The organism is Larsenimonas rhizosphaerae (assembly GCF_026240105.1).
Classification (GTDB): Bacteria; Pseudomonadota; Gammaproteobacteria; order Pseudomonadales; family Halomonadaceae; genus Larsenimonas; species Larsenimonas rhizosphaerae.
This window is the reverse complement of sequence record NZ_JAPIVE010000001.1, coordinates 1,118,238-1,141,707: the sequence shown is the minus strand read 5'-3', so window position 1 is coordinate 1,141,707 and position 23,470 is coordinate 1,118,238. Positions and strand designations below refer to the sequence as shown.

Below are 23,470 nucleotides of genomic sequence, written 5' to 3'. Positions count from 1 at the left end.
GTCAGTGGCTTTCCTCGCTCGATGGCGTGTTGCCATGCAGAGGCAGGGTAAAGCCCTCGCGCTGCATCCGTTCCTGCTTGTTGACGGCCTGCGCCTTGCGCTGGCGAGCCTTTTTCTGAACATACCGCCGTGAGGAGGTGACTTCGTCCGGATTGTCGTGGCGCCACTGGCGGTAATCCTTGCGGCGGCCGGTTCGAATGGTCACCTTGTCCGCCAGCGAGCGGGTCTTTTTCTGTCGTGTCATGGCACTCTCACTAAACAAAGGGGGTGTAAAATGCAGTCGCCGCCATCTTACCAACTGACGCTCCCGACTGCTGCAGTAAAGTGTGGATCAGACCGGCCGGCAGGAGGAAGCGGTGAACGCGCGAGCCTGATACAATAATGCCCTTTCAGGGACTGTCTGTCCGATATTCGGTCCTGGTGAGACGCGCTCCGACCCACTGATTCCCGGCATCAGCCTGTGAAAGGCAGGGGGAATGAAGGGCCTGGCGCCTTCTGCACCGGGTATTTTCAATCAACGAAGTGATGACTATTTATGAGCGAGTCGGAAAAGACCTCTCAGCCGACCCAGAATGAGTCGCGCCAGCCCAAGCGCAGACGCCGGAACAATCGTTCACGCCGTGGCAACGGTGCACGTCAGCAGCAGTGGGACCTGTCGAATTTCAAGGTTCCTGCTGTCGCGGGCAAGTGGCGGTTTCATGACTTTGACCTGCCGATTCCCCTGATGCGGGCGATCCACGAGCAGGGGTTTGAATACTGCACACCGATTCAGTTCGAGTCCTTGCAGAAAACGCTGTTGGGCGGTGATATCGTCGGCAAGGCGCAGACAGGTACCGGCAAGACGGCTGCCTTTCTGATCTCTGTGCTTGCCTATTTTCTGGAAGAAGAGCTGCCTGATGGCCAGAAAAACGGCGCGCCGCGAGCACTGATCATTGCGCCGACCCGCGAACTCGCCCTTCAGATCGAGAAGGATGCCAAGGCACTGATGCGCTTTACGCGCCTGAAAGTGGCCTGTGCGGTCGGCGGGATGGATTATCAGAAACAGAAAAATGCGCTGTCACGTCCGCTGGATGTACTGGTCGCCACGCCGGGCCGTCTGCTTGATTTTCATCAGAAACGGGATCTTGATCTGTCTCAGGTAGAGATTCTGGTGCTGGATGAAGCCGATCGCATGCTGTCCATGGGGTTCATCCCGGACGTGAAGCGCATTATCCGCGCGACGCCCAAAAAGGAAGATCGCCAGACATTCCTTTATTCGGCCACGTTTACGCAGGACATCATGAATCTGGCCACGCAGTGGACGCATGAAGCCTCCTACGTCGAGATCGCGGTGGATACCCAGACGGCCAACAATATCGAGCAGCGGGTCTATCTGGTCAGCGACAGTGAAAAACTGACGCTGTTGACCAATCTTGTGCGCGAGGAACAGGTCACCAAGGCCATTGTCTTTGCCAATCGACGTGACCATGTGCGCAAGCTCGATAGTCAGTTGCGTGCCGCCGGTGTCAAAGTCGCCATGCTGTCCGGTGATGTGCCGCAGCGTCAGCGTATCAAGACGCTCGAAGACCTGCGCTCCGGCGAAGTGGACATTCTGGTGGCCACGGATGTTGCGGGCCGGGGGATTCACATCGATGACGTCAGCCACGTGATCAATTATACGCTGCCGGAAGACCCGGAAGATTATGTTCACCGTATCGGGCGTACCGGCCGTGCCGGGGCCACGGGTGTTTCCATCAGCTTTGTCGGCGAGGAAGACGGGTTTGCCATGCCGGAAATCGAAGCCTACATCAATGACAAGCTGCCTTGTGTGCAGCCGCCGGAGCACCTGTGCAAGCCGATCGAAAAGTAAGCCGGCACCATGCTTGATGATGCACTGAAGGCTGAAATTCAGGGCGCCTACCGCAAGGTGGTGGAGGCGCTTGATCTGACGCCTCGCTACGGTCAGCGGCTGATGATGGCGGAAATCGCCCGAACCCTGGGAGATATCGAACAGGATGATGACGGGCGTCGGGTCGGCAACGAGCACGTATGTGTGCTTGAGGCCGGGACGGGGACCGGCAAGACGCTGGCCTATCTCCTGGCAGCCTTGCCGGTGGCGCGGGCGCGGGGCAAGCGCCTTGTCATCTCGACGGCGACCATCGCGCTGCAGGAGCAGGTGCTTCATCAGGACCTGCCGATGCTTAAAAGGCACAGCGGCCTGAGTTTTGATTATGCTCTGGCCAAGGGGCGTGGCCGCTATATCTGCCTGACCCGGCTTGAACAGATTCTGGATGGCCACGAGGGCGGCCAGGCCAGCATGGCGCTGTTTGAACAGTGGGCTGACCCCGACAAGGATGTCAGCGATCTGGCGGCATCGCTGGCGGAGGCGCTGGGCAGTGGCGAATGGGCCGGCGACCGCGACAGCTGGCCGGATACCATTGACCCGGTGCACTGGCAGCAGCTGACGATGGACCACCGCCAGTGCACCAATCGCCGCTGTCCTCATTTCAGTGCCTGTCCGTTTTTCAAGGCAAGGCGTCGTCAGGAAGAAGTGGATGTGATTGTGACCAATCATGACCTTCTGCTGGCGGACCTTTCACTGGGCGGTGGCCTGGTGCTTCCGGCCCCGAAGGATAGCATTTACGTGCTTGATGAAGGGCATCACCTGCCGGAAAAGGCACTGGAGCACTTTTATCATCGCTCACCGGTCAACGGCACGCTTCGCTGGCTGGGGCAGTTCAGGAAGTCTTTACCGGAAGCCCTGACCGCGCTGGGGCATCAGACAACGCTGGCTCGCCTGCTGGAATCCCTGCCCGAGGCCCTTAACATGGCTGAAAGCGGCATCGGTGAGGCCGTGCAGGTGTCACGTCAGCTGGCAGACTTTGATGAGCGTGCCACGGCGCAGTCCCAGGGCAATACGCGCCATTTCCGTTTTCCGCGTGGAGAAGTGCCTGTCGAGCTTCGCGATCAGGCCGCGCGGCTGGTTATACCGTTTGCCACCCTGTCGCGGGCGCTGGAAACAGTGACTGATATGCTGCGTGAAAGCCTGGACCCGGACAAGGCCACCGGGATCGAGCGGGAGCAGGCTGAAAGCTGGCTGCCGATGATGGCGCTGATTCATGGCCGTGCGCTGGACTGTCACGCCCTGTGGAAGGCCTTTTCCGAGCAGGATGATCCGCAGAAGCCACCACGGGCCCGCTGGCTGACCCAGTCAATCCAGAACATGGATGAAGGAGAGCTGATTTTTTCGGCAAGTCCTGTCAGCGCCGCGGATACTCTGGCGCGCCATCTGTGGGGCGCCTGCTTCGGTGCTGTCATTACCTCGGCGACCCTGACGGCGCTGGGACGGTTTGATCGGATTCAGGAGCGTGCCGGGCTGGCCAATCGCTACCGGTATCAAAGCCTGCCGAGCGCACTGGATTATTCCAGAGGGGTGCTGGCCGTGCCGAAGGAGGCAGTTGATCCTGCTCAGAAAGAGGCCCATGACCAGGCCATCGTGAGTTTTCTGTCGCGTCAGTCTGATACCGAGGCTCTCCTGGTGCTGTTTTCCTCACGAGCACAGCTTAAAAGTGTCACTGATGCGTTGCCTGACTCTGTTGGTGAGCGGGTACTTTCACAGACCCGGCTTCCCAAGCGTGAGCTGCTGGAGCGCCATCGCAAGGCGGTGGATGCCGGTCAGGGCAGCATGATCTTTGGTCTGGCAAGCTTTGCCGAAGGCATTGATCTTCCCGGCAAGTACCTGACGCATGTGGTGATCACCCGCTTGCCCTTTTCGGTGCCGGATGATCCGGTCGGGGCGACGCTGGCGGAATGGATCGAGTCACAGGGAGGGAATCCGTTCATGCGGATTTCGGTGCCGGATGCCTCGATCAAGCTGATTCAGGCCTGTGGTCGGCTGATTCGCAAGGAAGGGGATGAGGGCACCATTACGCTACTGGACCGGCGTGTGCTGACCCGGCGTTATGGTCAGGCACTGCTGGACTCGCTGCCGCCGTTTCGGCGCGACATCGCCTGACTGATTCATCCTGCTGTCATGAAAAAGCCACCTTGCGGTGGCTTTTTTTATACCCGGCACATACCCGAGTTCGTGATTCAACGGGCGCGCCCTGGCAGTGTGTCCCGAAGCTTGTCGGCCATATCGGTCAGGGTTCGTTCGGTGGTCTCCCAGTCGATGCAGGCATCCGTAATGGAGACGCCGTACTTGAGCTCCTTGAGGTCGGCCGGGATCTTCTGGCTGCCCCATTCGATGTGGGATTCGACCATCAGGCCAATGATGGAGGTATTGCCTTCCTGAATCTGCTGCGTGACATTATCAAGCACCAGTGGCTGAAGGTCCGGGTCCTTGTTGGAGTTGGCATGCGAGCAGTCAACCATGATGTTGGGCTTGAGGCCGTTTTTCTCCAGCTCACGCTCGGCCAGTGCCACGCTGACACTATCGTAATTGGGCTTGCCATTGCCGCCGCGCAGGACGATGTGGCCGTACTGGTTGCCGCGGGTGCGGGTAATGGCGACCTGGCCTGCCTTGTTGATGCCGAGGAAGTTGTGCGGGCTCGCCACGGACTGCAGGGCATTGATGGCCACGCCCAGACTGCCGTCGGTACCGTTTTTGAAACCGACCGGTCCGGACAGGCCCGAGGCCATTTCGCGGTGGGTCTGCGATTCCGTGGTGCGAGCGCCGATGGCTGACCAGCTGATGCAGTCCTGCATGTACTGGGGCGAAATCGGGTCCAGTGCTTCAGTGGCCAGTGGCAGGCCCAGCTCTGTCAGGTCGACCAGCAGCTGACGAGCCAGTTTGAGTCCGTGTTCGATATCAAAGGAGTCATCAATGTGTGGATCATTGATGAGGCCTTTCCAGCCGGTAGTAGTGCGCGGCTTTTCGAAGTAGACCCGCATGACCAGATACAGGGTATCGCCGACCTTGTCGGCCAGGGCTCTGAGGCGCTGCGCATAGTCCTTTGCGGATGCGATGTCATGAATGGAACAGGGGCCGATCACGACCATCAGCCGGTGATCCGTGCCATCCAGAATGCGCTGAATGGTATTGCGTCCGTCGATCACGACCCGCTCGGCGGCTTCACTGAGCGGTATATCGCGCGTCAGTGTTTCCGGTGCAGTAAGAACGTCCTGAGACAGAATGTTGAGGTTATTGACCTGCTGTTCAGACATTGTGCAATGACACCTGCTTTATCCGTGGTAGAAATGCGCCTGCCTCGCGCGATGAAGGCATCTTACCATGCCATGATCGGTGGGAAAGGAGAACGATGCGTACGAAATTCAGGGTGTCTGCCTTGATAGCCGTGCCATAAACAGGAACACTAGCACCTTGTTGATTCGACCCAGCGCGTGCAGTGGTGATCCCCAGCTATGAACAAGTATGTACGGAACGAGAGCACCCTGGTTTCGCCGATTCCGGAAATGGCGGTCGCAATGGATTCAGGAAATACAAGGTCGGCGTCATGACGGAAAAGACTACCGATCAGCAGTTGGTCGCGCGTGCCCAGAAGGGCGATAACGCTGCGTTCGATCTGTTGGTCAGGAAATACCAGCACAAGATCATTGGCCTGATCAGCCGTTACGTGAACGATCAATCGGAAGTGCAGGATGTGGCTCAGGAGGCCTTTATCAAGGCCTATCGTGCCCTGGGGCGGTTTCGCAGTGAAAGTGCGTTTTATACCTGGCTATACCGCATTGCGATCAATACGGCCAAGAACTATCTGGTGTCCCGCGGCCGCCGGCCGCCGGGCAGTGATCTGGATATTTCCGATGCCGAGGTCGTGGATGTCAGTGGCCGGCTATCGGATACCGAAACCCCAGAGGCCTCTCTGGCTCGTGATCAGCTCGAGGCGGCTGTCTTCGAGGCGATCGAGAAGCTGCCGGAGGATCTGAAAACAGCCATTACACTACGAGAGTTTGAAGGCCTGTCCTATGAGGACATCGCCAGTATCATGCAGTGTCCGGTAGGTACGGTGCGCTCACGGATCTTCAGGGCCCGCGAAGCGGTCGATAATCACATCGCACCGCTGATGTCCGGACCGGGCGATGATACTGACGCTACGGCGTAGTGCATCGTTTTTTTCTGATGAAGTTAAACTTCCTGACAGTTGTGTGGTCCATGTAGGCAGGAAGCAAAAATCGTGTTCAGTATGAGGATGGGTGCAATGAACCAGGATCTGCGGGAATCGCTGTCAGCGGTAATGGATGACGAGGGAGATGAGCTGTCTCTTCCGCGTGTCCTTAAAACGCTTGAGCAACATCCTGAAGAAGCCGATACATGGCGGCGATATCATGTGGCGCGCAGCGTGATGAAGCGTGAGCAGCCCATCAATGTGTCGATGGATTTCTCGGCACAGATTCGTGCTCGAATCGAGCAGGAACACCAGGCGGCAGAATCCGAGAGCCAGCCTGCAGCAAATCGTCAGGGCAAGCGTCATGCGCCGTTCTCCTTCATGGGCAGCGCCGCGATTGCGGCGGCAGTCAGTTTGATGGTCATTACCGGTGTTCAGGTCTTTCGTGGCGGTGCAGAAGGTGGCGCTGAAACATCGTTGCCGGGCAGTAACGACTTTGCGCTGGATACCTCGCGTGTCAGTGCTTCAGGCAATGGCTCAATGAGGACCAATGTGTCTCTGGTCAGCCTGCCGCTTTTCGATACGCCTTCCGAAAGTGGCGCGACCAATGGGCCGATTCGCGTCAATGGTGCGTCTACATGGCTGATGTCCGGTGATGCCAGTGCCAATGACGATGATGCCCCCTGGGCCAGATACCTTGCCTCACCTGTGCAGGGCGCTGGATACAACCCGAATGCCGTAGCGGGTTATGATCAGGTGGCCGGACAATAGTCCTGCGTCTCCACTGAATGCGATGAGCAGGATCTGACATGGTCAGGTCCTGTTTTTTTTGGCCCTGGTCAGGCTGTTTAAGTTTCAGTTATGTTGTAACGGCAATGAACTAATTGTAAGTCTCGCCGTCAATGAAATGTGATGCCACCTGGCGTTTTTCGCCCTGTCTCCCTGATGCACCAGACCCCAGGAGTTTTTCATGGATGTTGTTTACCGACGCATGTCGACATGGCTGATGGCTACGGTCTTTCTCATTGCGGCTCATTGTGCGCAGGCCGCTGCGCCACTGGCGCAATTACCCGATTTTACCGGGCTGGTAAAAAGTGCTGCTCCGGCAGTGGTCAATATTTCCACCACGCGTGAAGTGAATACGGCATTCAGCCCCTTTGAACAGCAGCAGTTGCCGGACATCTTTCGCCACTTCTTCGGCGATCAGTTTCCTCCAGGAGCGATGGGGCCGCAGCAGCCCAGGTCACCCGGTGGGCCTCGTCCAAAGGGACGTGAGCTCAGTTCACTCGGGTCGGGGTTCATCATCAGCAAGGATGGCTATATCCTCACCAATGCACACGTCATCGACGGGGCAGATACCATCAAGGTTCGCCTGAATGATCGCCGTGAACTGACCGGTAAGCTGATAGGCGAAGACAAGAAGACCGATGTGGCACTGATCAAGGTCGATGCCACCGACCTCCCAACGCTTGATATGGGAGATTCGGACTCGCTGGAAGTGGGGCAGTGGGTGGTTGCGATTGGTTCACCCTTCGGCTTTGACCATTCCGTGACCTCCGGGATTGTCAGTGCCATTGATCGCACGTTGCCGGATGACACTTATGTTCCGTTCATTCAGACCGATGTGGCCATCAACCCGGGTAACTCCGGTGGCCCGCTGTTCAACTTGAACGGTCAGGTCATTGGCATCAATTCGCAGATCTATACCCGTAGTGGCGGTTTCATGGGCCTGTCCTTTGCCATTCCGATCAATGTGGCGATGGATATTGCCGATCAGCTCAAGAAGGACGGTCAGGTACATCGTGGCTGGCTCGGCGTTGTCATTCAGCCGGTGTCCAGGGATCTTGCCCGTTCCTTCGGCCTTGATCAGGAAACCGGGGCGCTTGTCGCTGATGTAGCACCCACCGGGCCAGCCAGAAAGGCGGGTCTGAAAGCAGGTGATATCATTCTTGAGGCCAATGGTGAAACCGTTGATTCCTCTGATGAGCTGCCGCGTATTGTCGGACACCTGACGCCGGGTGATACGCTCAGCATGAAGGTGCTTCGTAACGGACATCACACGACGCTCAAGGCTACTGTCGCTGACTGGCCGAAGGATGAGTCCTCCTCGATCGGAGACAGTGCCGACGAGCAACGGCACAACTCGCTGGGCCTTCAGGTGACACCATTGACGGATGCACTCAAGGGTCAGCTGTCCGTGGATCGGGGGGTTGTCGTTGAGTCGGTTGATCCCGATGGTGCGGGCGCCAGGGCGGGTATTCAGCCCGGTGATGTCATTACCAGCCTCAATGGCAAGGCCGTGGATGACGTGGCGGCGCTTGAGAAAGCGGTAGGCCATCTGCCGGCCGAAAAGCCGGTGCCACTTCGCATCAGTCGTGATGGGCAGCCCCTTTTTGTGGCTATCACGTTACCCAAAAAATGATCAGCCATGAAAAAGCCCGCGAAAGCGGGCTTTTTCATGGGCAAGTGGGTCATTACTCGACGTCAAGGTGGCCGGCACGTTGCTGGCGCTTGAAGGAGATATGCCAGTCGACCATGGCATCAAACCGGGCGCGGTATGCGGTGTCACCGGACTGCATCCATTTCCACCAGGCGTGGAAGTTGGGGTCACACGGATCATTGCTGGTGGTTTGGGCGGTGTTCGGGGAAGTCGGCTTTTCCATGATATAAGTCTCGCATCGCTGCATATCGGGTCTGGGAGGCGCCGGTCATCTCGGCTGCGGGTGTGATCACGGATCACGGTGCATGTAGAGTCGACGCTTGATGTAGGTGCATGTTAGGGGAGCGGCGGTGCGGGTGATGTGCCGTATGTGTCGTCTCGGGTCTACATTTTATGCCGATCAGGCTTTTGGTCGGCAGGGCCGCTACAGCAGGAAATCCCCATGTCGATAACTACTGATTGATGCCGTGCTGATGGTGCGCTGTAACTCGCGTACCGATGTCGGTACAATGCCTGCTGTTTTTTCATCAGCCGCCGGTGGCCCGAGAAGCGGGTGCCGTGATGGCTTTTACAGGTGGATAAGTATTCCATGACGCAAGATGCAACTCGTCGCGACCTCAGCAAGATCCGTAACTTTTCGATCATTGCACATATTGATCACGGCAAGTCGACGCTTGCAGACCGTATCATCCAGGTCTGTGGCGGGTTGACCGACCGCGAGCTCAAGGAGCAGGTGCTTGATTCGATGGAGCTTGAGCGTGAACGAGGCATCACGATCAAGGCACAGTCTGTAACACTGGATTATCACGCCAAAGACGGACACATCTATCAGCTGAACTTCATCGATACACCCGGGCACGTGGATTTTTCCTACGAGGTGTCCCGCTCTCTGTATGCCTGTGAGGGGGCGCTGCTGGTGGTGGATGCTGCCCAGGGTGTCGAAGCGCAATCGGTAGCCAACTGCTATACCGCCATCGAGCAGAACCTGGAAGTACTGCCGGTACTGAACAAGATGGATCTGCCGCAGGCTGACCCGGAAAAGGTAGCTCACGAGATCGAGGAAATCATCGGTCTTGATGCTCATGATGCCGTTCAGGTCTCTGCCAAGAGCGGCCTGAACATTGACCTGCTGCTTGAACGGCTGGTGCGTGATATTCCTCCCCCCAAGGGAGACAGGGAAGGCCCGCTGCAGGCCCTGATCATCGATTCCTGGTTCGATAACTACCAGGGTGTGGTCTCGCTGGTTCGTCTGTTCGACGGCACCCTCAAAAAGGGTGACAGGATGCACATGAAATCCACCGGACGAGACTGGGAGGTCAATGACATTGGTTTCTTTACGCCCAAGCAGACGCATACCGGGATCCTGCGTGCCGGTGAAGTAGGCTACGTCATCGCCGGTATCAAGGACATTCATGGTGCGCCTGTCGGCGATACCATTACTCACACGAAAACCAGGGATGTGGCTCGTCTGCCGGGCTTTCAGAAGGTCAAGCCCCAGGTTTATGCCGGCATCTTCCCGGTCAGTTCCGATGACTACGAGGACTTTCGTGACGCGCTTGAAAAACTGGCGCTCAATGATGCATCCCTTGATTACGTGCCTGAAAACTCGGATGCACTCGGCTTCGGGTTTCGTGTCGGGTTTCTCGGTACGCTGCACATGGAAATCATCCAGGAGCGGCTTGAGCGCGAATACAACATTGAACTGTTGACCACGGCGCCGACCGTAAATTACGAGCTGGCCATGGATAACGGTGACATCACCTACATCTCTAACCCGTCCAAACTACCGGACATGGGCAATGTGAACGAGATGCGTGAGCCGATTGTGCGCGCGACCATTCTTGTGCCGCAGGAATTTGTCGGCAACGTGATTTCCGAGTGCGTCAATCGTCGTGGCAATCAGCTGGATATGCAGGTGCTGGGCAGTCAGATGCAGCTGGTGTATGAGTTGCCGATGGCGGAAGTGGTCATGGACTTCTTTGACCGGCTGAAATCCATCTCCAGAGGCTATGCTTCGCTTGACTACAGCTTTGAGCGTTTCGAAGCGGCCAGGCTGGTACGGCTGGACATCCTGATCAATGGTGATCGTGTAGACGCCCTGGCTTTAATCATTCACCGTGATCATGCCCACTCGCGTGGCCGCATTCTGGTTGAAAAGATGAAAGAGCTGATTCCACGCCAGATGTTTGATGTGGCAGTGCAGGCCGCCATCGGCGGGCACGTCGTGGCCCGTTCAACGGTCAAGGCCCTGCGCAAGAACGTCACCGCAAAATGTTATGGCGGCGATGTCAGCCGTAAAAAGAAACTGCTGGAAAAGCAGAAGCAGGGGAAAAAACGCATGAAGCAGGTCGGTCAGGTGGAAATTCCCCAGGAAGCCTTCCTTGCCGTGCTTAAAGTCAATGATTGATCCCGTAAGGAACGCATGATGGATTTTTCCCTGTTGCTGGTTGTCGCCGTGGCGGTCACGGGCCTTGTCTGGCTGCTGGACATTCTGGTGCTGAAGCGCTCTCGCCGTACGGCGGGCGGGACTGAAAAGGAACCCTGGTATGTTGATTATTCCCGGTCCTTTTTCCCGGTGTTACTGGCGGTTCTGGTCATTCGCTCCTTTATTATCGAGCCCTTCCAGATTCCGTCAGGCTCGATGCGCCCGACCCTCAAGGTGGGGGACTATATCGCGGTCAACAAGTTTGCCTATGGCCTGCGACTGCCGGTACTGAACACACGCTTTCTGAGTGTTGGCGAACCGAAGCGAGGCGATGTGATGGTGTTCCGGTTCCCGGGAGATCCCGATGTTGACTTTATCAAGCGGGTCATCGGTCTGCCTGGCGATACCCTGCGTTACGCAGACAAGCAGCTCTACATCAATGACAAGCCGGTGCCCAAGGAACTGCTGGAAGCGGACGCCCCTGACAACGCCGGGGAGCAGTTGTTTGAAGAACATCTGGGCGATGTCAGCCATCAAATCTACAACAACCCGAATGATGCCGGCCCTCAGACTCGCACGATTACCGTGCCCGAAGGGCATTACTTCGTCATGGGGGATAACCGAGATCACTCCAATGACAGCCGGTACTGGGGATTTGTGCCTGAAGAGAACATCGTCGGCAAGGCCTTTGCCGTCTGGATGCACTGGCACGACGGATTGCCGAGCTTTTCAAGCGTGCGTCTGATCGACTGACACGCGTCCGGCAGAGGCTGCGTGGCAGCCTCTGTCCTTACACATGATACTGGATAAAACAGGAATAACGTGAGCAGTCCCTTGAATGTGCTCAGCCAGCGCGTCGGCTATACATTTACCGATATAGCGCGGCTTGAACTGGCAATAACGCACCGAAGCTTTGGTGGTGAGAACAATGAGCGTCTGGAGTTTCTCGGCGACTCGATTGTCAATTTCGTGGTGGGAGAAGCCCTGTACCGCCGGTTTCCCGAGGCTCGTGAAGGGCAGCTTTCGCGCTTGAGGGCCCGTATGGTCAAGGGGCAAACGCTGGCCGAGCTGGCGCGCGAATTCAGGCTGGGTGAATTTCTTCGTTTGGGGACGGGAGAGATGAAAAGTGGCGGTCATCGTCGCGACTCCATTCTGGCCGACGCAATGGAAGCCGTCATTGGTGCGATCTACCTTGATGGTGGCATGGAGGCCATCAAGGACCGAGTGCTGGACTGGTACGACAGTCGGCTGTCCGCGCTGGATCTCAAGGACACCCAGAAGGACCCGAAAACCCGGCTGCAGGAATATCTGCAGTCCAGACAACATGCTCTCCCGCGCTACGATGTGTTATCGGTCGAGGGAGAAGCACACGCCCAGACCTTTCTGGTGGCCTGTCATATCGAAGTATTGTCCAAACCTACCGAGGGGCAGGGGGCAAGCCGGCGTTTTGCAGAGCAGCAGGCGGCTGATCAGGCGCTCAAGAAGCTCGAATCCATGACCAAAGGAACACGCCATGAGTGATCAGACTCCTCCGACGAATGATCAGACTCCCCCGACTTCCCAGGAAGAGGCCCTGCGCTGTGGCTTTGTGGCCATTGTCGGTCGTCCGAATGTGGGCAAGTCGACCCTGATGAACCGCATTCTGGGACAGAAGCTGTCGATTACATCGCGGCGTCCCCAGACAACTCGCCATCAGGTGCTGGGGGTCAAGACCGAGGATCATCGTCAAACGGTCTATATTGATACGCCGGGCATGCATATCATGCACAAGGATCGCAATCGCGCGATCAACCAGTTCATGAACCAGGCCGCTACACAAGCGCTCAGGGATGTCAGTGCCGTTATCTTCATCGTGGACCGGACCAAGTGGACGGCCGAGGATGATGTGGTTCTAAAGCGACTGTCCAGCGTGACCGCCCCGGTGATTCTGGTGGTCAACAAGGTGGACTGGATCGAAGACAAGTCGACCCTGCTGCCCTGGCTTGAAGAGCTGGGTACCAGGCGCGATTTCGCCGCTATCCTGCCGATTTCAGCGCGCCATGGTACTCAGGTGGATCAGCTTGAAGATGAAGTCGAGCGCTTCCTGCCTGAAAGTGAGCACTTCTTTCCGGAAGATCAGATTACCAACCGCAGCTCGCGCTTCATTGCTTCGGAGCTGGTGCGTGAAAAGGTCATGCGTCAGCTGGGGGATGAGCTTCCCTACCAGATGACGGTAGAGATCGAAGAATTTCGTACCGAACCGAACATCATCCATATCAGTGCTCTGATGCTGGTTGAGCGCGATGGTCAGAAGAAGATTCTGATCGGCGAGAAGGGCGATCGGATCAAGCAGATTGGCCGGGAAGCCCGTCTGGACATGGAGAAGATGTTCGACAGCAAGGTCATGCTCAAGCTGTGGGTCAAGGTGAAACGGGGCTGGTCTGATGACCAACGGGCCCTGAAAAGTCTCGGTTATAACCTGGACTAGGCGCGGGAGTCCGGCCATGCAGCTACAGCCTGCCTATCTTCTTCATCGGCGCCCCTATCGTGAAACCAGCGCACTGGTGGAGCTTCTTACCATGGAGTATGGGCGTGTCCGGGCCGTGGCACGGGGCGTCATGCGACCGGGAAGCAAGGCAAGGCATCGACTGCAGCCCTTTTCGCCCTTGCATATTACCTGGGCAGGTCACGGGGACCTGAAGACCCTGAGGGTATTCGAGTCCAGCGGGCAGGGCGCAATGCTGGCTGGTGAAGGGCTTCTGTGCGGGCTGTACGCCAATGAAGTACTGGCTCGCTGCCTGCCGCTCGAAGGCGCCGTCCCCGATGTCTTTGGTGCTTATGCGGTGCTGCTGGGTGCATTGCCATTCCCGGATCGTCGCCAGAGTGGGTTGCGTCGCTTCGAGCAGGCAGTGCTGTCAGCACTGGACGCCGATCCCGTCTTTGCCGATGGTGCAGGCTCCCCCCTCGACCCGCATTCGCACTATCTTTACGTGAAGGAAGCGCGCCACTTTCAGGTGGTGCCGATGGGCCAGGGGGTTGATGGCCGTTCCCTTCGTGCCATGGCCCAGGGCGACTGGGGCGAGCCGGCCAATGCCCGGGTCGCCAAATACCTGGCGCGCCAGGCGCTGGCGCCTTTGCTGGGCGACAGGCCTCTCCGCTCTCGCGAACTGATCCAGCAACTCGGTGACAAGCGGCGTCGGGCGGCCGTGCCTCCCATGTCGCACTGATGGTTTCCATTCCCTGTATTCAGGAGATTCGCATGTACGCGCCTCGCATCCAACTGGGTGTCAACATTGATCATATCGCCACGCTGCGTCAGGCGCGTGGCACCCGCTACCCTGATCCCGTTCAGGCCGCGCTGCTGGCTGAAGAAGCCGGGGCGGACGGGATCACGCTACACCTGCGTGAAGATCGTCGTCATATTCAGGAGCGAGATGTCGAGCTGATTGCTGCAGTGCTGACAACCCGCATGAATCTTGAAATGGCCGTCACGGAACCCATGCTGGCTCTGGCCGAGCGTATTGTGCCGCGCCATGTGTGTCTGGTCCCTGAACGGCGTGAAGAGCTGACGACCGAGGGCGGGCTGGATGTGGCCGGACAGTTTGACGTCATCGCTGCCGCCTGTCGCCGCCTGGCCGCAGCAGGCATTGATGTATCACTGTTCATTGATCCGGATCCTGAGCAGATTCAGAAGGCTTTTGAAGCTGGTGCGCCGACCATTGAACTGCATACCGGCGCGTATGCCGATGCCACAGGCGAGACCGCGCGACAGGCACATGCCCGACTGACTGCTGCCGCCGAAATGGCCTCCGAGCTTGGAATGACGGTCAATGCCGGTCACGGACTCCACTATCATAATGTTGAAGCCATTGCTGCCATCGGCGGTATCCACGAGCTCAATATTGGCCATGCCATTATTGCGCGGGCTCTGTTTGTGGGACTCAAGGAGGCTGTGGCGGAAATGAAGCGATTGATTATCAGTGGCCAGGAAAATGGCCTCATGATGGCGCTTGAAGAACACGATCATGAGCATGGCGGCGGCGATGACCATGACGGTTGCTGCCATCACGATCACTGATAGACCGGTTATTGATGACACCAGACGTCCGCCAGAGAGCGGGCGCCGATGAGGAAGTAATCCATGGCATACATGACCCTGGAAGACACGGTAGGACAAACTCCCCTGGTACGTTTGAAGCGTATCAGCGCCGGTAACAACAATGTTCTGCTGGCCAAGCTTGAAGGCAATAATCCGGCGGGCTCGGTCAAGGACCGCCCGGCCCTGTCCATGCTGGCCCGGGCTGAGGCGCGCGGCGAGATAACACCGGGCGATACCCTGATCGAGGCCACGTCGGGCAATACCGGCATTGCGCTGGCCATGGCGGCCGCGATCAAGGGATACAGGATGATCCTGATCATGCCCGACAGCGCCAGTAGTGAACGCAAGCAGGCCATGGCGGCTTATGGTGCAACACTTGTCGAGGTGACGCGTGAGGAGGGCATGGAAGGTGCCCGCGATCTGGCCGAGCGCATGATCAGTGAAGGGCGCGGCAAGCGCCTTGACCAGTTCGCCAATCAGGACAATCCGCTGGCGCATTATCAGACTACCGGGCCTGAGTTGTGGTCTCAGACCGACGGCCGCATTACCCACTTCATCAGTTCAATGGGCACTACCGGTACGATCATGGGGACGTCCAGATATCTGAAGGAGCAAAACGAAGCGATTCAGATCATCGGCCTTCAACCGGCGGACGGAGCCAGCATTGCCGGCATTCGTCGCTGGCCGGAAGCGTATCGCCCCGGCATTTTTGAATCGGCCCGTGTGGATCGCGTCATGGATATTCGTCAGGAAGAGGCCGAGGACAACATGCGTCGCCTGGCCCGTGAAGAAGGTATTTTGGCCGGAGTGTCCTCCGGCGGCGCGCTGGCCGGCGCGCTGCGTCTGGCTGAAGAGGTCGAAAATGCCGTCATTGCATTCATTGTATGTGACCGTGGCGACCGTTATCTCTCGACCGGGCTGTTTGCCCCGGAACACATTGATTCTCCGGGAGCGCACTGACGTGGCTCTATTAGGTCAGCGCCGGCAGAACCGGCCGGCAAAAAAGCGCGTACTGCAGTCCTCTGCGCCGGCATCAGGCCCTGTGGACGATACCCGTGTTCGCGTTGAGCGCCTGTCGCACGATGGCCGTGGTATCGCCCGCCATGCTGATGGCAAGACCATTTTCATTGATCGGGTTCTGCCGGGAGAATCGGTGGCCGTGGCGGTTCATCATAGCCATCGCCGCTTTGATGAAGCTCATCCGCGAGACATTGCCGACCCCTCCAGTGACCGGATTACACCGGTGTGTCCGCATTTTGGGGTCTGCGGTGGGTGCGACCTTCAGCATCTGGCGCATGCAGCGCAGCGACGTCACAAGGCCGATACGCTTGGTGAGCTGTTTGCACGTCATCAGATGACATTGCCCGAGCCCGAGATACTGGACGGCGACGCGATAGCCTATCGGCGTCGTGCCCGGCTCGGGGTCCGTGTAGATCGCGATGGGCAGGTCATCATGGGCTTTCGAAAGCGGGGCACTGATCGGTTGTTTGCCGTATCGGAGTGTCCGGTACTTGTGCCGTCACTGCAGGCGCTGCTGGCACCGATGAAGGCGCTTCTGGATACGCTTGATGCGCCGCGTCACGTCGGTCATGTCATGCTGGTTGCCAGCGATGATGGCGTGCACCTGACCGTTCGGCTGCTGCGCGCCGTGGCGTCGGATGAATCGCGGTGGCAGGCCTTTGCCTCTGTTCAGGGGCTTCACCTCGAGGTGCTCAAGGGGCGTGAGGCACCACTGGTACGTGAAACGGTTACGGGTAGCGGGAGTGGTCACTATCTGCTGGACATCGGTGTGTCCGAGCCGTTGAGTATCGGGTTTGAAAACGGTGATTTCCTGCAGGCCAATGCCGAGGTCAACCAGGCCATGGTGTCACGTTTGCTGGCATGGTGTGGTGATGTGAAAGGCCGGACCGTGGTCGACTTTTTTGCCGGAATCGGCAACTTCTCACTGCCGCTGGCGGCACGGGGCGCCAGGGTCATTGCGCTGGAAGGGCAGGCACACATGGTGAATCGTCTGAGTGCCAATGCCGCCAGGGCCGTGCCCGATGGCAACGTTGAGGCGCGTCAGGCCGATTTATCGCGACCGCTTACACACTTGCCTGATGCCGACCTTGCCGTACTGGATCCGCCCCGCGCTGGTGCCGAGGCGCTATGTCGTCAGCTCGCGACTGACGGGCCAGAGCGCATTGTCTATATTTCCTGTGATCCAGCCACACTGGCGAGGGATGTGGTCTACCTGATGGAAGGTGGCTATCAGCTGCAGGCATCTGCCATGGCTGATATGTTTCCGCAGACAGCGCACCTGGAAAGCATGGTACTGCTGGCACGTTGATGGCCTGCAGCGGTTAAAAGAAGGCCCGTAACACAAGGGGGCACCGTCAGGTGAGAATCAGGCAATGGTAAAGGTACGCGACGATCAACCACTGCAGGATGATGGGCATATCGATGTGACAGCCTGGTTGGCTGTCTTCGAGTCTCATGTCCGGATGAAGGAGCCCGAGCGGTTTCGGCAGGCATGTTTTCTGGCGGAGCAGCTGGCACGTGCTGCCGAGCTGCGCCATCCCGACAGTGCCTGGCGAAACCCGGGGGCCAGCCTGCATATCGGCCTTGAAATGGCCAGTATTGTCTCCGAGCTCAAGCTTGATGAGGATGCCCTGATTGCTGCGGTGCTCTATCGCTGTGTGCGAGAAGAGCTTGTGACGCTTGAGGCGGTGCGCAAGCGCTTTGGAAGCGAGGTCGCCGGGCTGATTGACGGGGTGCTGAAAATGGCGGCCATCAGCCAGCTTCAGGCACCTGCTCAGGGGCTTGAGCAACATAACCAGCATGACAACCTGCGTCGCATGCTCGTCACCATGGTGGATGACGTGCGGGTGGCACTGGTCAAGATTGTCGAGCGTACCTGCATGCTGCGTGAAGTGCGCAACAGTTCGCGAGAGCGTTGCCTGCGAGTGGCTCAGGAGGTCTTCGATATTTATGCCCCCTTGGCGCATCGGCTTGGAGTAGGGCATATAAAATGGGAGCTGGAGGATCTGTCCTTCCGCTACCTGCACGAGAATGACTACAAGGCCATCGCCCGGCAGCTGGCTGAAAAACGGCTTGACCGTGATCGCTATATCAGCGAAGTGCTGGTGCTTCTGGAAAACATGTTGAGCGAGCAGGGCATCACGCCCTTTGATGTTACCGGCCGCGCCAAGCATATCTATTCCATCTGGCGGAAGATGAAGCGCAAGGGCATCGACTTCTCCGAGGTCTATGATGTGCGCGCCGTACGGATTCTGGTGCCTCGCATCGCCGACTGTTACACCCTGCTCGGGCTGGTACATTCCCGCTGGCACCACGTGCCCAACGAGTTCGATGACTATATCGCCAATCCCAAGAAAAACGGGTACCAGTCTCTTCATACGGCCGTGATCGGTCCCGAGAACAAGGTACTCGAGATTCAGGTGCGTACCTTCGACATGCACGAGGAGGCCGAACTCGGCGTCTGTGCGCACTGGCGTTACAAGGGCACGGATGTTGATTCCCGCAGCCGAGGCTATGAAGAGAAGATCGCCTGGTTGCGTCAGGTGCTCGAATGGCAGGATGAAGTGGGTGATCTGGGAGACCTGGGCCATGGACTGCGTTCTGATGTCGCCCCGGACCGGATTTACGTCTTTACGCCCGATGGGCATGTGATCGATCTGCCCAGTGAAGCCACTCCGATCGACTTTGCCTACCGGGTTCACACTGAAGTGGGGCATCTGTGCCGAGGTGCCAAGATCAACGGACGAATCGTGCCGCTGACCTATCTTCTCAAGACCGGCCAGCAGATCGAAATTCTCACTGCGACGCGCGGCGGCCCCAGCCGCGATTGGCTTAATCCTGCGCTCGGGTTTGTTAAAACCTCCAGGGCACGGGCCAAGATTCAGGCCTGGTTCAAGTTGCAGGCCCGCGAGCAGAACCTCGAGGATGGTCGTACTCTGCTTGAAAAGGAATTCCGGCGTCTGGATCTTGAAAACCTGGATCGGGATCGGCTGGCACGTGCGGTCAATTACACTGCTGTTGATGACATGTATGCCGCCATCGGTGCCGGTGACCTGCGAGTAGGGCAGGTTCTCTCTCAGGCGCAGCATCTGTTTGGCGAGGACGATGCGGAAGAGGAACAGCACAAGCTGGATCGTCTGCTGACCCGACCTCGCAAGGGGAGCCCCCATGAAGCGTCCAGTGGCCAGGTCATGGTACTGGGTGTCGGAAACCTCAAGACGCAAATGGCCAACTGCTGTCACCCGGTTCCCGGAGACCAGATTGTCGGGTTCATTACTCATGGTCGTGGTGTCACGATCCACCGCCAGGATTGTCCCAACATCCTGCAGCTGAAGAGTGACGAGCCCCAGCGCATTGTGGAAGTGGACTGGGGGGATCGACCGGATACCCAGTACCCTGTGGATATCGAAGTCCAGGCGTGGGATCGCAGTGGTTTATTGCGCGATGTCACTACCATTCTTTCAGGGGAAAAGGTCAATGTGTTGTCAGTCAATACACGCACTGATCAGATGGATAATATGGCCACCCTCAATATCACCCTGGAAGTATCCGGTATTGAAATGCTTGGGCAGTTGTTCAGCCGCATTCAGCAGCTTCCCAATGTCATGGACGTCAAGCGTCTGCGTCAGGGTGGCGACAAGGCAGGAGACAGGTTGTGAGTGATGCACCTTATACACTGGAGGATTTGCGTTATCTGATGCAGACCCTCCGTGATCCGGAACAGGGATGCCCCTGGGATCTTCGTCAGCGCTTTGACACGATCGTGCCGCATACGATCGAGGAGGCCTACGAAGTGGCGGATGCCATAGAGCGCGAGGCATGGCAGGAGCTTCCCGGCGAGCTGGGTGATCTGCTCTTTCAGGTGGTGTTCTACGCGCAGCTGGGGCAGGAAGCGCAGCAGTTCAATCTCGACAGTATTGTTGATGGCCTGACAGGCAAGATGGTTCGGCGTCATCCCCATGTGTTTGTCGACGGCACGCTTTATGGGCGCAAGCGTGGCGCCGGCGATGATCCGGCCAGTGATGCGATCAACCAGCGCTGGGAAGCGCTCAAGCAGGAAGAGCGGGATTCACGCCAGGCCACTTCCCTGCTGGATGATGTTCCGATCGGTCTCCCTGCACTTACTCGAGCTGGCAAGTTGTCAAAACGTGCTGCCCGCAGTGGCTTTGACTGGCCAACGCACCATGGAGCGCTCGACAAGGTACGCGAAGAGCTTGCCGAAGTGGAAGAGGCCATCGTGCGCCAGCATGCCGACAGCATTGAGGACGAACTGGGTGATGTGCTGTTTTCGGTCGTCAACCTCGCGCGCAAGCTGGGTGTAGATCCTGAGCAGGCCCTGCGGCGTACCAATGGCAAGTTCGAGCGTCGCTTTCGTAGCGTCGAAGCCGCAGTCATGGCGGATAACGGCCGGATGGAGGAGACCTCGCTTGAGGTCATGGAAGCGCACTGGCAGGCAGCCAAGGCGCAGGAATCATCCGATTGAAGGATGGACTCAAGACGTGACGCAGAAAAGGGGCCCTGGGCCCCTTTTTCAATGCTGAAGCCCGTGTCGGGCAGATGTCATCATGAGGTGGCGCATCATGTCGTTATTGCTCATCCATTTCGCAGCGTACCTGCTAGTCTTGAATCAACAATGTGACAAAAGGGGGGCGTCATGAGTCATGATCTGCATGAGTCGTTAAGAGATAACGTACGTATCCTCGGCGACAATCTGGGGCACACCATTGCGTCCGACATGGGCGATGAATTTCTTGGCCGTATCGAGAGGATTCGAGCGCTGGCCAAAAGTGGCCGCCAGCATGGCAGTGAAGGGCGCAGCGAATTGATAGATTACCTGCGTCATCTGCCGGAAAACGAATTGCTGCCGGTGACGCGGGCATTCAATCAGTTTCTCAATCTGGCCAATCTGGCCGAACAGCATTATCGGGCACGATCTCGCCGGGTGGAGGATTATCGGCCGGGCAGCCAGCCTGAGCTTGGGGAGCTGCTGGAACGGATCCACCGGAAGGGGCACGACCCCGAGGCAATTCTGGAAGCATTCAGCACCATGCGCGTCGAGCTGGTACTGACAGCACATCCGACCGAAGTTGTGCGCCGTACCTTGATTCAAAAATACGATGCCATCGATGAATGCCTCACTCAGCTTGAGCAGTCAGCGGACCATCCCGAGCTTGAAAACCGAATGCGCGGGCGCCTGAGTGAACTGGTCAGCCAGGCGTGGCACACGGATGAGATACGGCGCGAACGGCCGACGCCGGTAGACGAAGCCCGCTGGGGGTTCGCTGTCATCGAAAATTCATTGTGGCAGGCCGTTCCGGAATTCTATCGGGATCTGGATACCCTGCTGGTGGATCTGGCAGGTGAGCGACTGCCGCTGGATGCATCCCCGCTTCGCTTTGCTTCCTGGATGGGTGGAGACCGGGATGGCAACCCCAATGTCACGGCCGAAGTGACTCGCGAAGTGCTGTTGCTCGGGCGCTGGATGGCGGCTGATCTTTATACGCGTGACCTTGATCAGCTCAAGCGCGAACTATCGATGTGGAAGGCCACTTCAGCCCTGCGTGCGGAGACCGGCGATGCATCCGAACCCTATCGGGAACTGATCAAACGGCTTCTCTGCCGTATGGAAGCGACCCGGGACTGGGCCAAGGCACAGCTGGATGGTGAGCCCTGGACCAGTGAAACACCCATCATCGAAACCCGGGAACAGCTTTATGCGCCGTTGCTGACCTGCTACCGCTCACTGTGTGACTGCGGGCTGGATACCATCGCCAATGGCGCCCTGCTGGATACCCTGCGCCGTGTGGCCTGCTTTGGTGTGACCCTGACCAAACTGGATATTCGTCAGGAGGCTTCCCGCCATGCTCAGGTCATGGATGAACTCACGGACTGGCTTGGCATGGGTCGGTACAACGACTGGGATGAAAGCGAACGGCAGGCCTTCCTGTTGAAGGAACTGGTCTCGCGTCGGCCGCTTATTCCGCCGCATTGGGAATGCTCGGAAGATGTTCAGGAGGTGCTGGAAACCTTTCGGGTCGTCGCGGAAGAGCCGCCTGAAGCATTGGGCTCCTACGTCATTTCAATGGCGGGTCATCCCTCGGACGTGTTGATTGTCGCGCTGTTGATGAAGGAGTTTGGCGGAGAGGTCAAACTACCGATTTCACCCCTGTTTGAAACCCTGGATGATCTTAACCGTGCCGGCACGGTCATCGATGATCTGTTGTCCTTTCCTGAATACAGAACGCGTATCGATGACTGTCAGGAAGTGATGATCGGTTATTCGGATTCTGCCAAGGACGCCGGACAGCTGGCGGCAGCCTGGGCCCAGTATCGGGCTCAGGAGGAGCTGGTGAATGTCTGCGCGGCTCATGACGTATCACTGACCCTGTTTCATGGCCGGGGCGGGACTGTCGGACGTGGGGGTGGCCCGGCTCATGCCGCGATTCTCTCGCAGCCTCCTGGCTCGGTGCAGGGCAGCCTGCGGGTCACGGAACAGGGGGAGATGATCCGGTTCAAGTTCGGCCAGCCAGGCATTGCAGTGCGATCCATGGAAATCTATGCCTGCGCTGTGCTTGAAGCCTCGCTGTTGCCGCCGCCTCAGCCACGACAGGCCTGGCGTGACGAAATGGATGCTCTGGCTGAATGCGCGCATGGAATATATCGAAGTGTGGTGCGGGAAGACCCGAATTTCGTACCTTATTTTCGCGCAGTCACTCCGGAAACGGCACTGTCGCGTCTGCCACTGGGCTCGCGGCCTGCCAAGCGCCGTCAGGATGGTGGAGTGGAAACCTTGCGCGCTATCCCGTGGATCTTTGCCTGGACTCAAACGCGGTTGATGCTGCCGGCATGGCTTGGCAGCGGTGAAGCCTTCGCCCGGCGTGTCGAGCAGCCTGGCGGGCTTGAGGTGCTGCGCGAAATGATGGATGAGTGGCCGTTTTTCGGTACTTATGTGGACATGCTGGAAATGCTGCTTGCCAAGGCGGATATCGATATCAATGCCTATTATGAGCAGCGTTTGATCGATGAGGCGCCGCTGCGTGCGCTGGGCAATAGTCTGAGGGAGCGTTTCGAGGTGCTGGTGACCGTGCTGCTTGATATTCGCGGGCAGGAGCATTTACTGGAACACGCGCCGCTGATCCGGCAGGCCATCGAGGTACGTAATCCGTATCTTGACCCCCTGCACGGCGTACAGGCGGAATTGTTGCAGCGTAATCGAGACGCCGACGGTGCAATTTCTTCGGAGCTTTCTCGTGCGCTGCTGGTCAGCATGGCAGGTATTGCAGCCGGGCTTCGCAATACCGGGTAGGGTGACGCTGATTTTTTTATGGGCCAGCCCTTGAAATGTCGAACATCACACCTAATGTTGTGGGGTAGACAAGGCGTTGGCCTGCTTTTTTTCGGGTCATCGCCAGCCCGGTTTCATGAAACGCACCTACGCGTTTTTACGCAAAAAACCGTTTGAA

General features: G+C 57.9%; 19 protein-coding genes. 16 read left to right on the top strand and 3 right to left on the bottom strand.

All coding sequences use genetic code 11. The features are described from left to right. Position 1: 1 nt before the first annotated feature. On the bottom strand, positions 2-244 hold the full coding sequence (locus tag OQ287_RS05295; protein ID WP_250937387.1) for a hypothetical protein: 243 nt from the start codon (positions 242-244) through the stop codon (positions 2-4). Positions 245-535: 291 nt separating this feature from the next. Between OQ287_RS05295 and OQ287_RS05290 the strand changes: the two genes are divergently transcribed. Beyond that, on the top strand, positions 536-1,849 hold the full coding sequence (locus OQ287_RS05290; RefSeq protein ID WP_265895768.1) for a DEAD/DEAH box helicase: 1,314 nt from the start codon (positions 536-538) through the stop codon (positions 1,847-1,849). Positions 1,850-1,858: 9 nt separating this feature from the next. After that, positions 1,859-3,994 (top strand): ATP-dependent DNA helicase DinG, encoded by a 2,136-nt coding sequence (dinG, locus tag OQ287_RS05285; protein WP_265895767.1) that lies wholly within the window; start codon positions 1,859-1,861, stop codon positions 3,992-3,994. A gap of 77 nt (positions 3,995-4,071) precedes the next feature. Here the strand turns inward: dinG and OQ287_RS05280 are convergent, their stop codons facing one another. Next, the gene (locus OQ287_RS05280; protein WP_250937381.1) at positions 4,072-5,145 is read right to left on the bottom strand and encodes a 3-deoxy-7-phosphoheptulonate synthase; all 1,074 of its coding nucleotides are present in this window, start codon (positions 5,143-5,145) and stop codon (positions 4,072-4,074) included. A gap of 290 nt (positions 5,146-5,435) precedes the next feature. Between OQ287_RS05280 and rpoE the strand changes: the two genes are divergently transcribed. The 3 genes from rpoE (at position 5,436) to OQ287_RS05265 (ending at position 8,466) form a co-directional block, all read left to right on the top strand. Further along, positions 5,436-6,041, top strand: a complete 606-nt coding sequence (gene rpoE / locus OQ287_RS05275) for an RNA polymerase sigma factor RpoE (protein ID WP_250937378.1) — start codon at positions 5,436-5,438, stop codon at positions 6,039-6,041. Between the two features lie 96 nt (positions 6,042-6,137). Beyond that, positions 6,138-6,815: a sigma-E factor negative regulatory protein gene (locus OQ287_RS05270; RefSeq protein WP_250937376.1), complete on the top strand. Its 678-nt coding sequence runs from the start codon at positions 6,138-6,140 to the stop codon at positions 6,813-6,815. A gap of 199 nt (positions 6,816-7,014) precedes the next feature. Then, positions 7,015-8,466, top strand: coding sequence for a DegQ family serine endoprotease (locus OQ287_RS05265; RefSeq protein WP_265895766.1), 1,452 nt, complete (start codon positions 7,015-7,017; stop codon positions 8,464-8,466). A 52-nt stretch (positions 8,467-8,518) separates the two neighbouring features. Here the strand turns inward: OQ287_RS05265 and OQ287_RS05260 are convergent, their stop codons facing one another. Further along, positions 8,519-8,707 carry a hypothetical protein gene (locus OQ287_RS05260; RefSeq protein ID WP_250937372.1) on the bottom strand — a complete coding sequence of 63 codons (189 nt, stop codon included), beginning with the start codon at positions 8,705-8,707 and terminating at the stop codon, positions 8,519-8,521. A 366-nt stretch (positions 8,708-9,073) separates the two neighbouring features. On the opposite strand from OQ287_RS05260, the gene lepA reads away from it, so the two are divergent. The 11 genes from lepA (at position 9,074) to ppc (ending at position 23,313) form a co-directional block, all read left to right on the top strand. Next, positions 9,074-10,891, top strand: a complete 1,818-nt coding sequence (lepA, locus tag OQ287_RS05255) for a translation elongation factor 4 (RefSeq protein ID WP_265895765.1) — start codon at positions 9,074-9,076, stop codon at positions 10,889-10,891. Between the two features lie 18 nt (positions 10,892-10,909). Beyond that, complete coding sequence (lepB, locus tag OQ287_RS05250) at positions 10,910-11,662, top strand: signal peptidase I (RefSeq protein WP_250938044.1); 753 nt, start codon at positions 10,910-10,912, stop codon at positions 11,660-11,662. A 69-nt stretch (positions 11,663-11,731) separates the two neighbouring features. Next, entirely contained in the window at positions 11,732-12,430 is a 699-nt protein-coding gene (gene rnc / locus OQ287_RS05245) for a ribonuclease III (RefSeq protein ID WP_265895764.1), read from the top strand. Next, a complete protein-coding gene (gene era / locus OQ287_RS05240) occupies positions 12,423-13,376 on the top strand; it encodes a GTPase Era (RefSeq protein ID WP_265895763.1) in 954 nt (317 codons plus the stop codon). Before rnc ends, era begins: the two co-directional genes overlap by 8 nt. A 16-nt stretch (positions 13,377-13,392) precedes the next feature. Next, on the top strand, positions 13,393-14,115 hold the full coding sequence (gene recO, locus OQ287_RS05235; RefSeq protein ID WP_250937364.1) for a DNA repair protein RecO: 723 nt from the start codon (positions 13,393-13,395) through the stop codon (positions 14,113-14,115). Between the two features lie 32 nt (positions 14,116-14,147). Continuing rightward, positions 14,148-14,966 carry a pyridoxine 5'-phosphate synthase gene (pdxJ, locus tag OQ287_RS05230; RefSeq protein WP_265895762.1) on the top strand — a complete coding sequence of 273 codons (819 nt, stop codon included), beginning with the start codon at positions 14,148-14,150 and terminating at the stop codon, positions 14,964-14,966. A 63-nt stretch (positions 14,967-15,029) separates the two neighbouring features. Next, positions 15,030-15,947, top strand: a complete 918-nt coding sequence (gene cysM / locus OQ287_RS05225; protein ID WP_250937360.1) for a cysteine synthase CysM — start codon at positions 15,030-15,032, stop codon at positions 15,945-15,947. A 1-nt stretch (position 15,948) separates the two neighbouring features. Then, entirely contained in the window at positions 15,949-17,316 is a 1,368-nt protein-coding gene (rlmD, locus tag OQ287_RS05220; RefSeq protein ID WP_265895761.1) for a 23S rRNA (uracil(1939)-C(5))-methyltransferase RlmD, read from the top strand. 64 nt (positions 17,317-17,380) lie between these two features. Continuing rightward, positions 17,381-19,666: a GTP diphosphokinase gene (gene relA / locus OQ287_RS05215; RefSeq protein WP_250937357.1), complete on the top strand. Its 2,286-nt coding sequence runs from the start codon at positions 17,381-17,383 to the stop codon at positions 19,664-19,666. Continuing rightward, a complete protein-coding gene (gene mazG, locus OQ287_RS05210) occupies positions 19,663-20,490 on the top strand; it encodes a nucleoside triphosphate pyrophosphohydrolase (RefSeq protein ID WP_265895760.1) in 828 nt (275 codons plus the stop codon). Before relA ends, mazG begins: the two co-directional genes overlap by 4 nt. Before the next feature lie 171 nt (positions 20,491-20,661). Further along, the gene (gene ppc, locus OQ287_RS05205; protein ID WP_250937353.1) at positions 20,662-23,313 is read left to right on the top strand and encodes a phosphoenolpyruvate carboxylase; all 2,652 of its coding nucleotides are present in this window, start codon (positions 20,662-20,664) and stop codon (positions 23,311-23,313) included. Positions 23,314-23,470: the final 157 nt, after the last annotated feature.

Excerpts from the sequence above, each read along its gene's own strand:
- OQ287_RS05270 (WP_250937376.1), top strand. The coding sequence starts at position 6,138 with ATGAACCAGGATCTGCGGGAATCGCTGTCAGCGGTAATGGATGACGAG.
- lepB (WP_250938044.1), top strand. The coding sequence starts at position 10,910 with ATGGATTTTTCCCTGTTGCTGGTTGTCGCCGTGGCGGTCACGGGCCTT.
- ppc (WP_250937353.1), top strand. The coding sequence starts at position 20,662 with ATGAGTCATGATCTGCATGAGTCGTTAAGAGATAACGTACGTATCCTC.
- pdxJ (WP_265895762.1), top strand. The coding sequence starts at position 14,148 with ATGTACGCGCCTCGCATCCAACTGGGTGTCAACATTGATCATATCGCC.
- cysM (WP_250937360.1), top strand. The coding sequence starts at position 15,030 with ATGGCATACATGACCCTGGAAGACACGGTAGGACAAACTCCCCTGGTA.
- era (WP_265895763.1), top strand. The coding sequence starts at position 12,423 with ATGAGTGATCAGACTCCTCCGACGAATGATCAGACTCCCCCGACTTCC.
- recO (WP_250937364.1), top strand. The coding sequence starts at position 13,393 with ATGCAGCTACAGCCTGCCTATCTTCTTCATCGGCGCCCCTATCGTGAA.
- rpoE (WP_250937378.1), top strand. The coding sequence starts at position 5,436 with ATGACGGAAAAGACTACCGATCAGCAGTTGGTCGCGCGTGCCCAGAAG.
- OQ287_RS05295 (WP_250937387.1), bottom strand. The coding sequence starts at position 244 with ATGACACGACAGAAAAAGACCCGCTCGCTGGCGGACAAGGTGACCATT.
- OQ287_RS05280 (WP_250937381.1), bottom strand. The coding sequence starts at position 5,145 with ATGTCTGAACAGCAGGTCAATAACCTCAACATTCTGTCTCAGGACGTT.
- dinG (WP_265895767.1), top strand. The coding sequence starts at position 1,859 with ATGCTTGATGATGCACTGAAGGCTGAAATTCAGGGCGCCTACCGCAAG.
- OQ287_RS05260 (WP_250937372.1), bottom strand. The coding sequence starts at position 8,707 with ATGGAAAAGCCGACTTCCCCGAACACCGCCCAAACCACCAGCAATGAT.
- relA (WP_250937357.1), top strand. The coding sequence starts at position 17,381 with ATGGTAAAGGTACGCGACGATCAACCACTGCAGGATGATGGGCATATC.
- OQ287_RS05290 (WP_265895768.1), top strand. The coding sequence starts at position 536 with ATGAGCGAGTCGGAAAAGACCTCTCAGCCGACCCAGAATGAGTCGCGC.
- OQ287_RS05265 (WP_265895766.1), top strand. The coding sequence starts at position 7,015 with ATGGATGTTGTTTACCGACGCATGTCGACATGGCTGATGGCTACGGTC.
- lepA (WP_265895765.1), top strand. The coding sequence starts at position 9,074 with ATGACGCAAGATGCAACTCGTCGCGACCTCAGCAAGATCCGTAACTTT.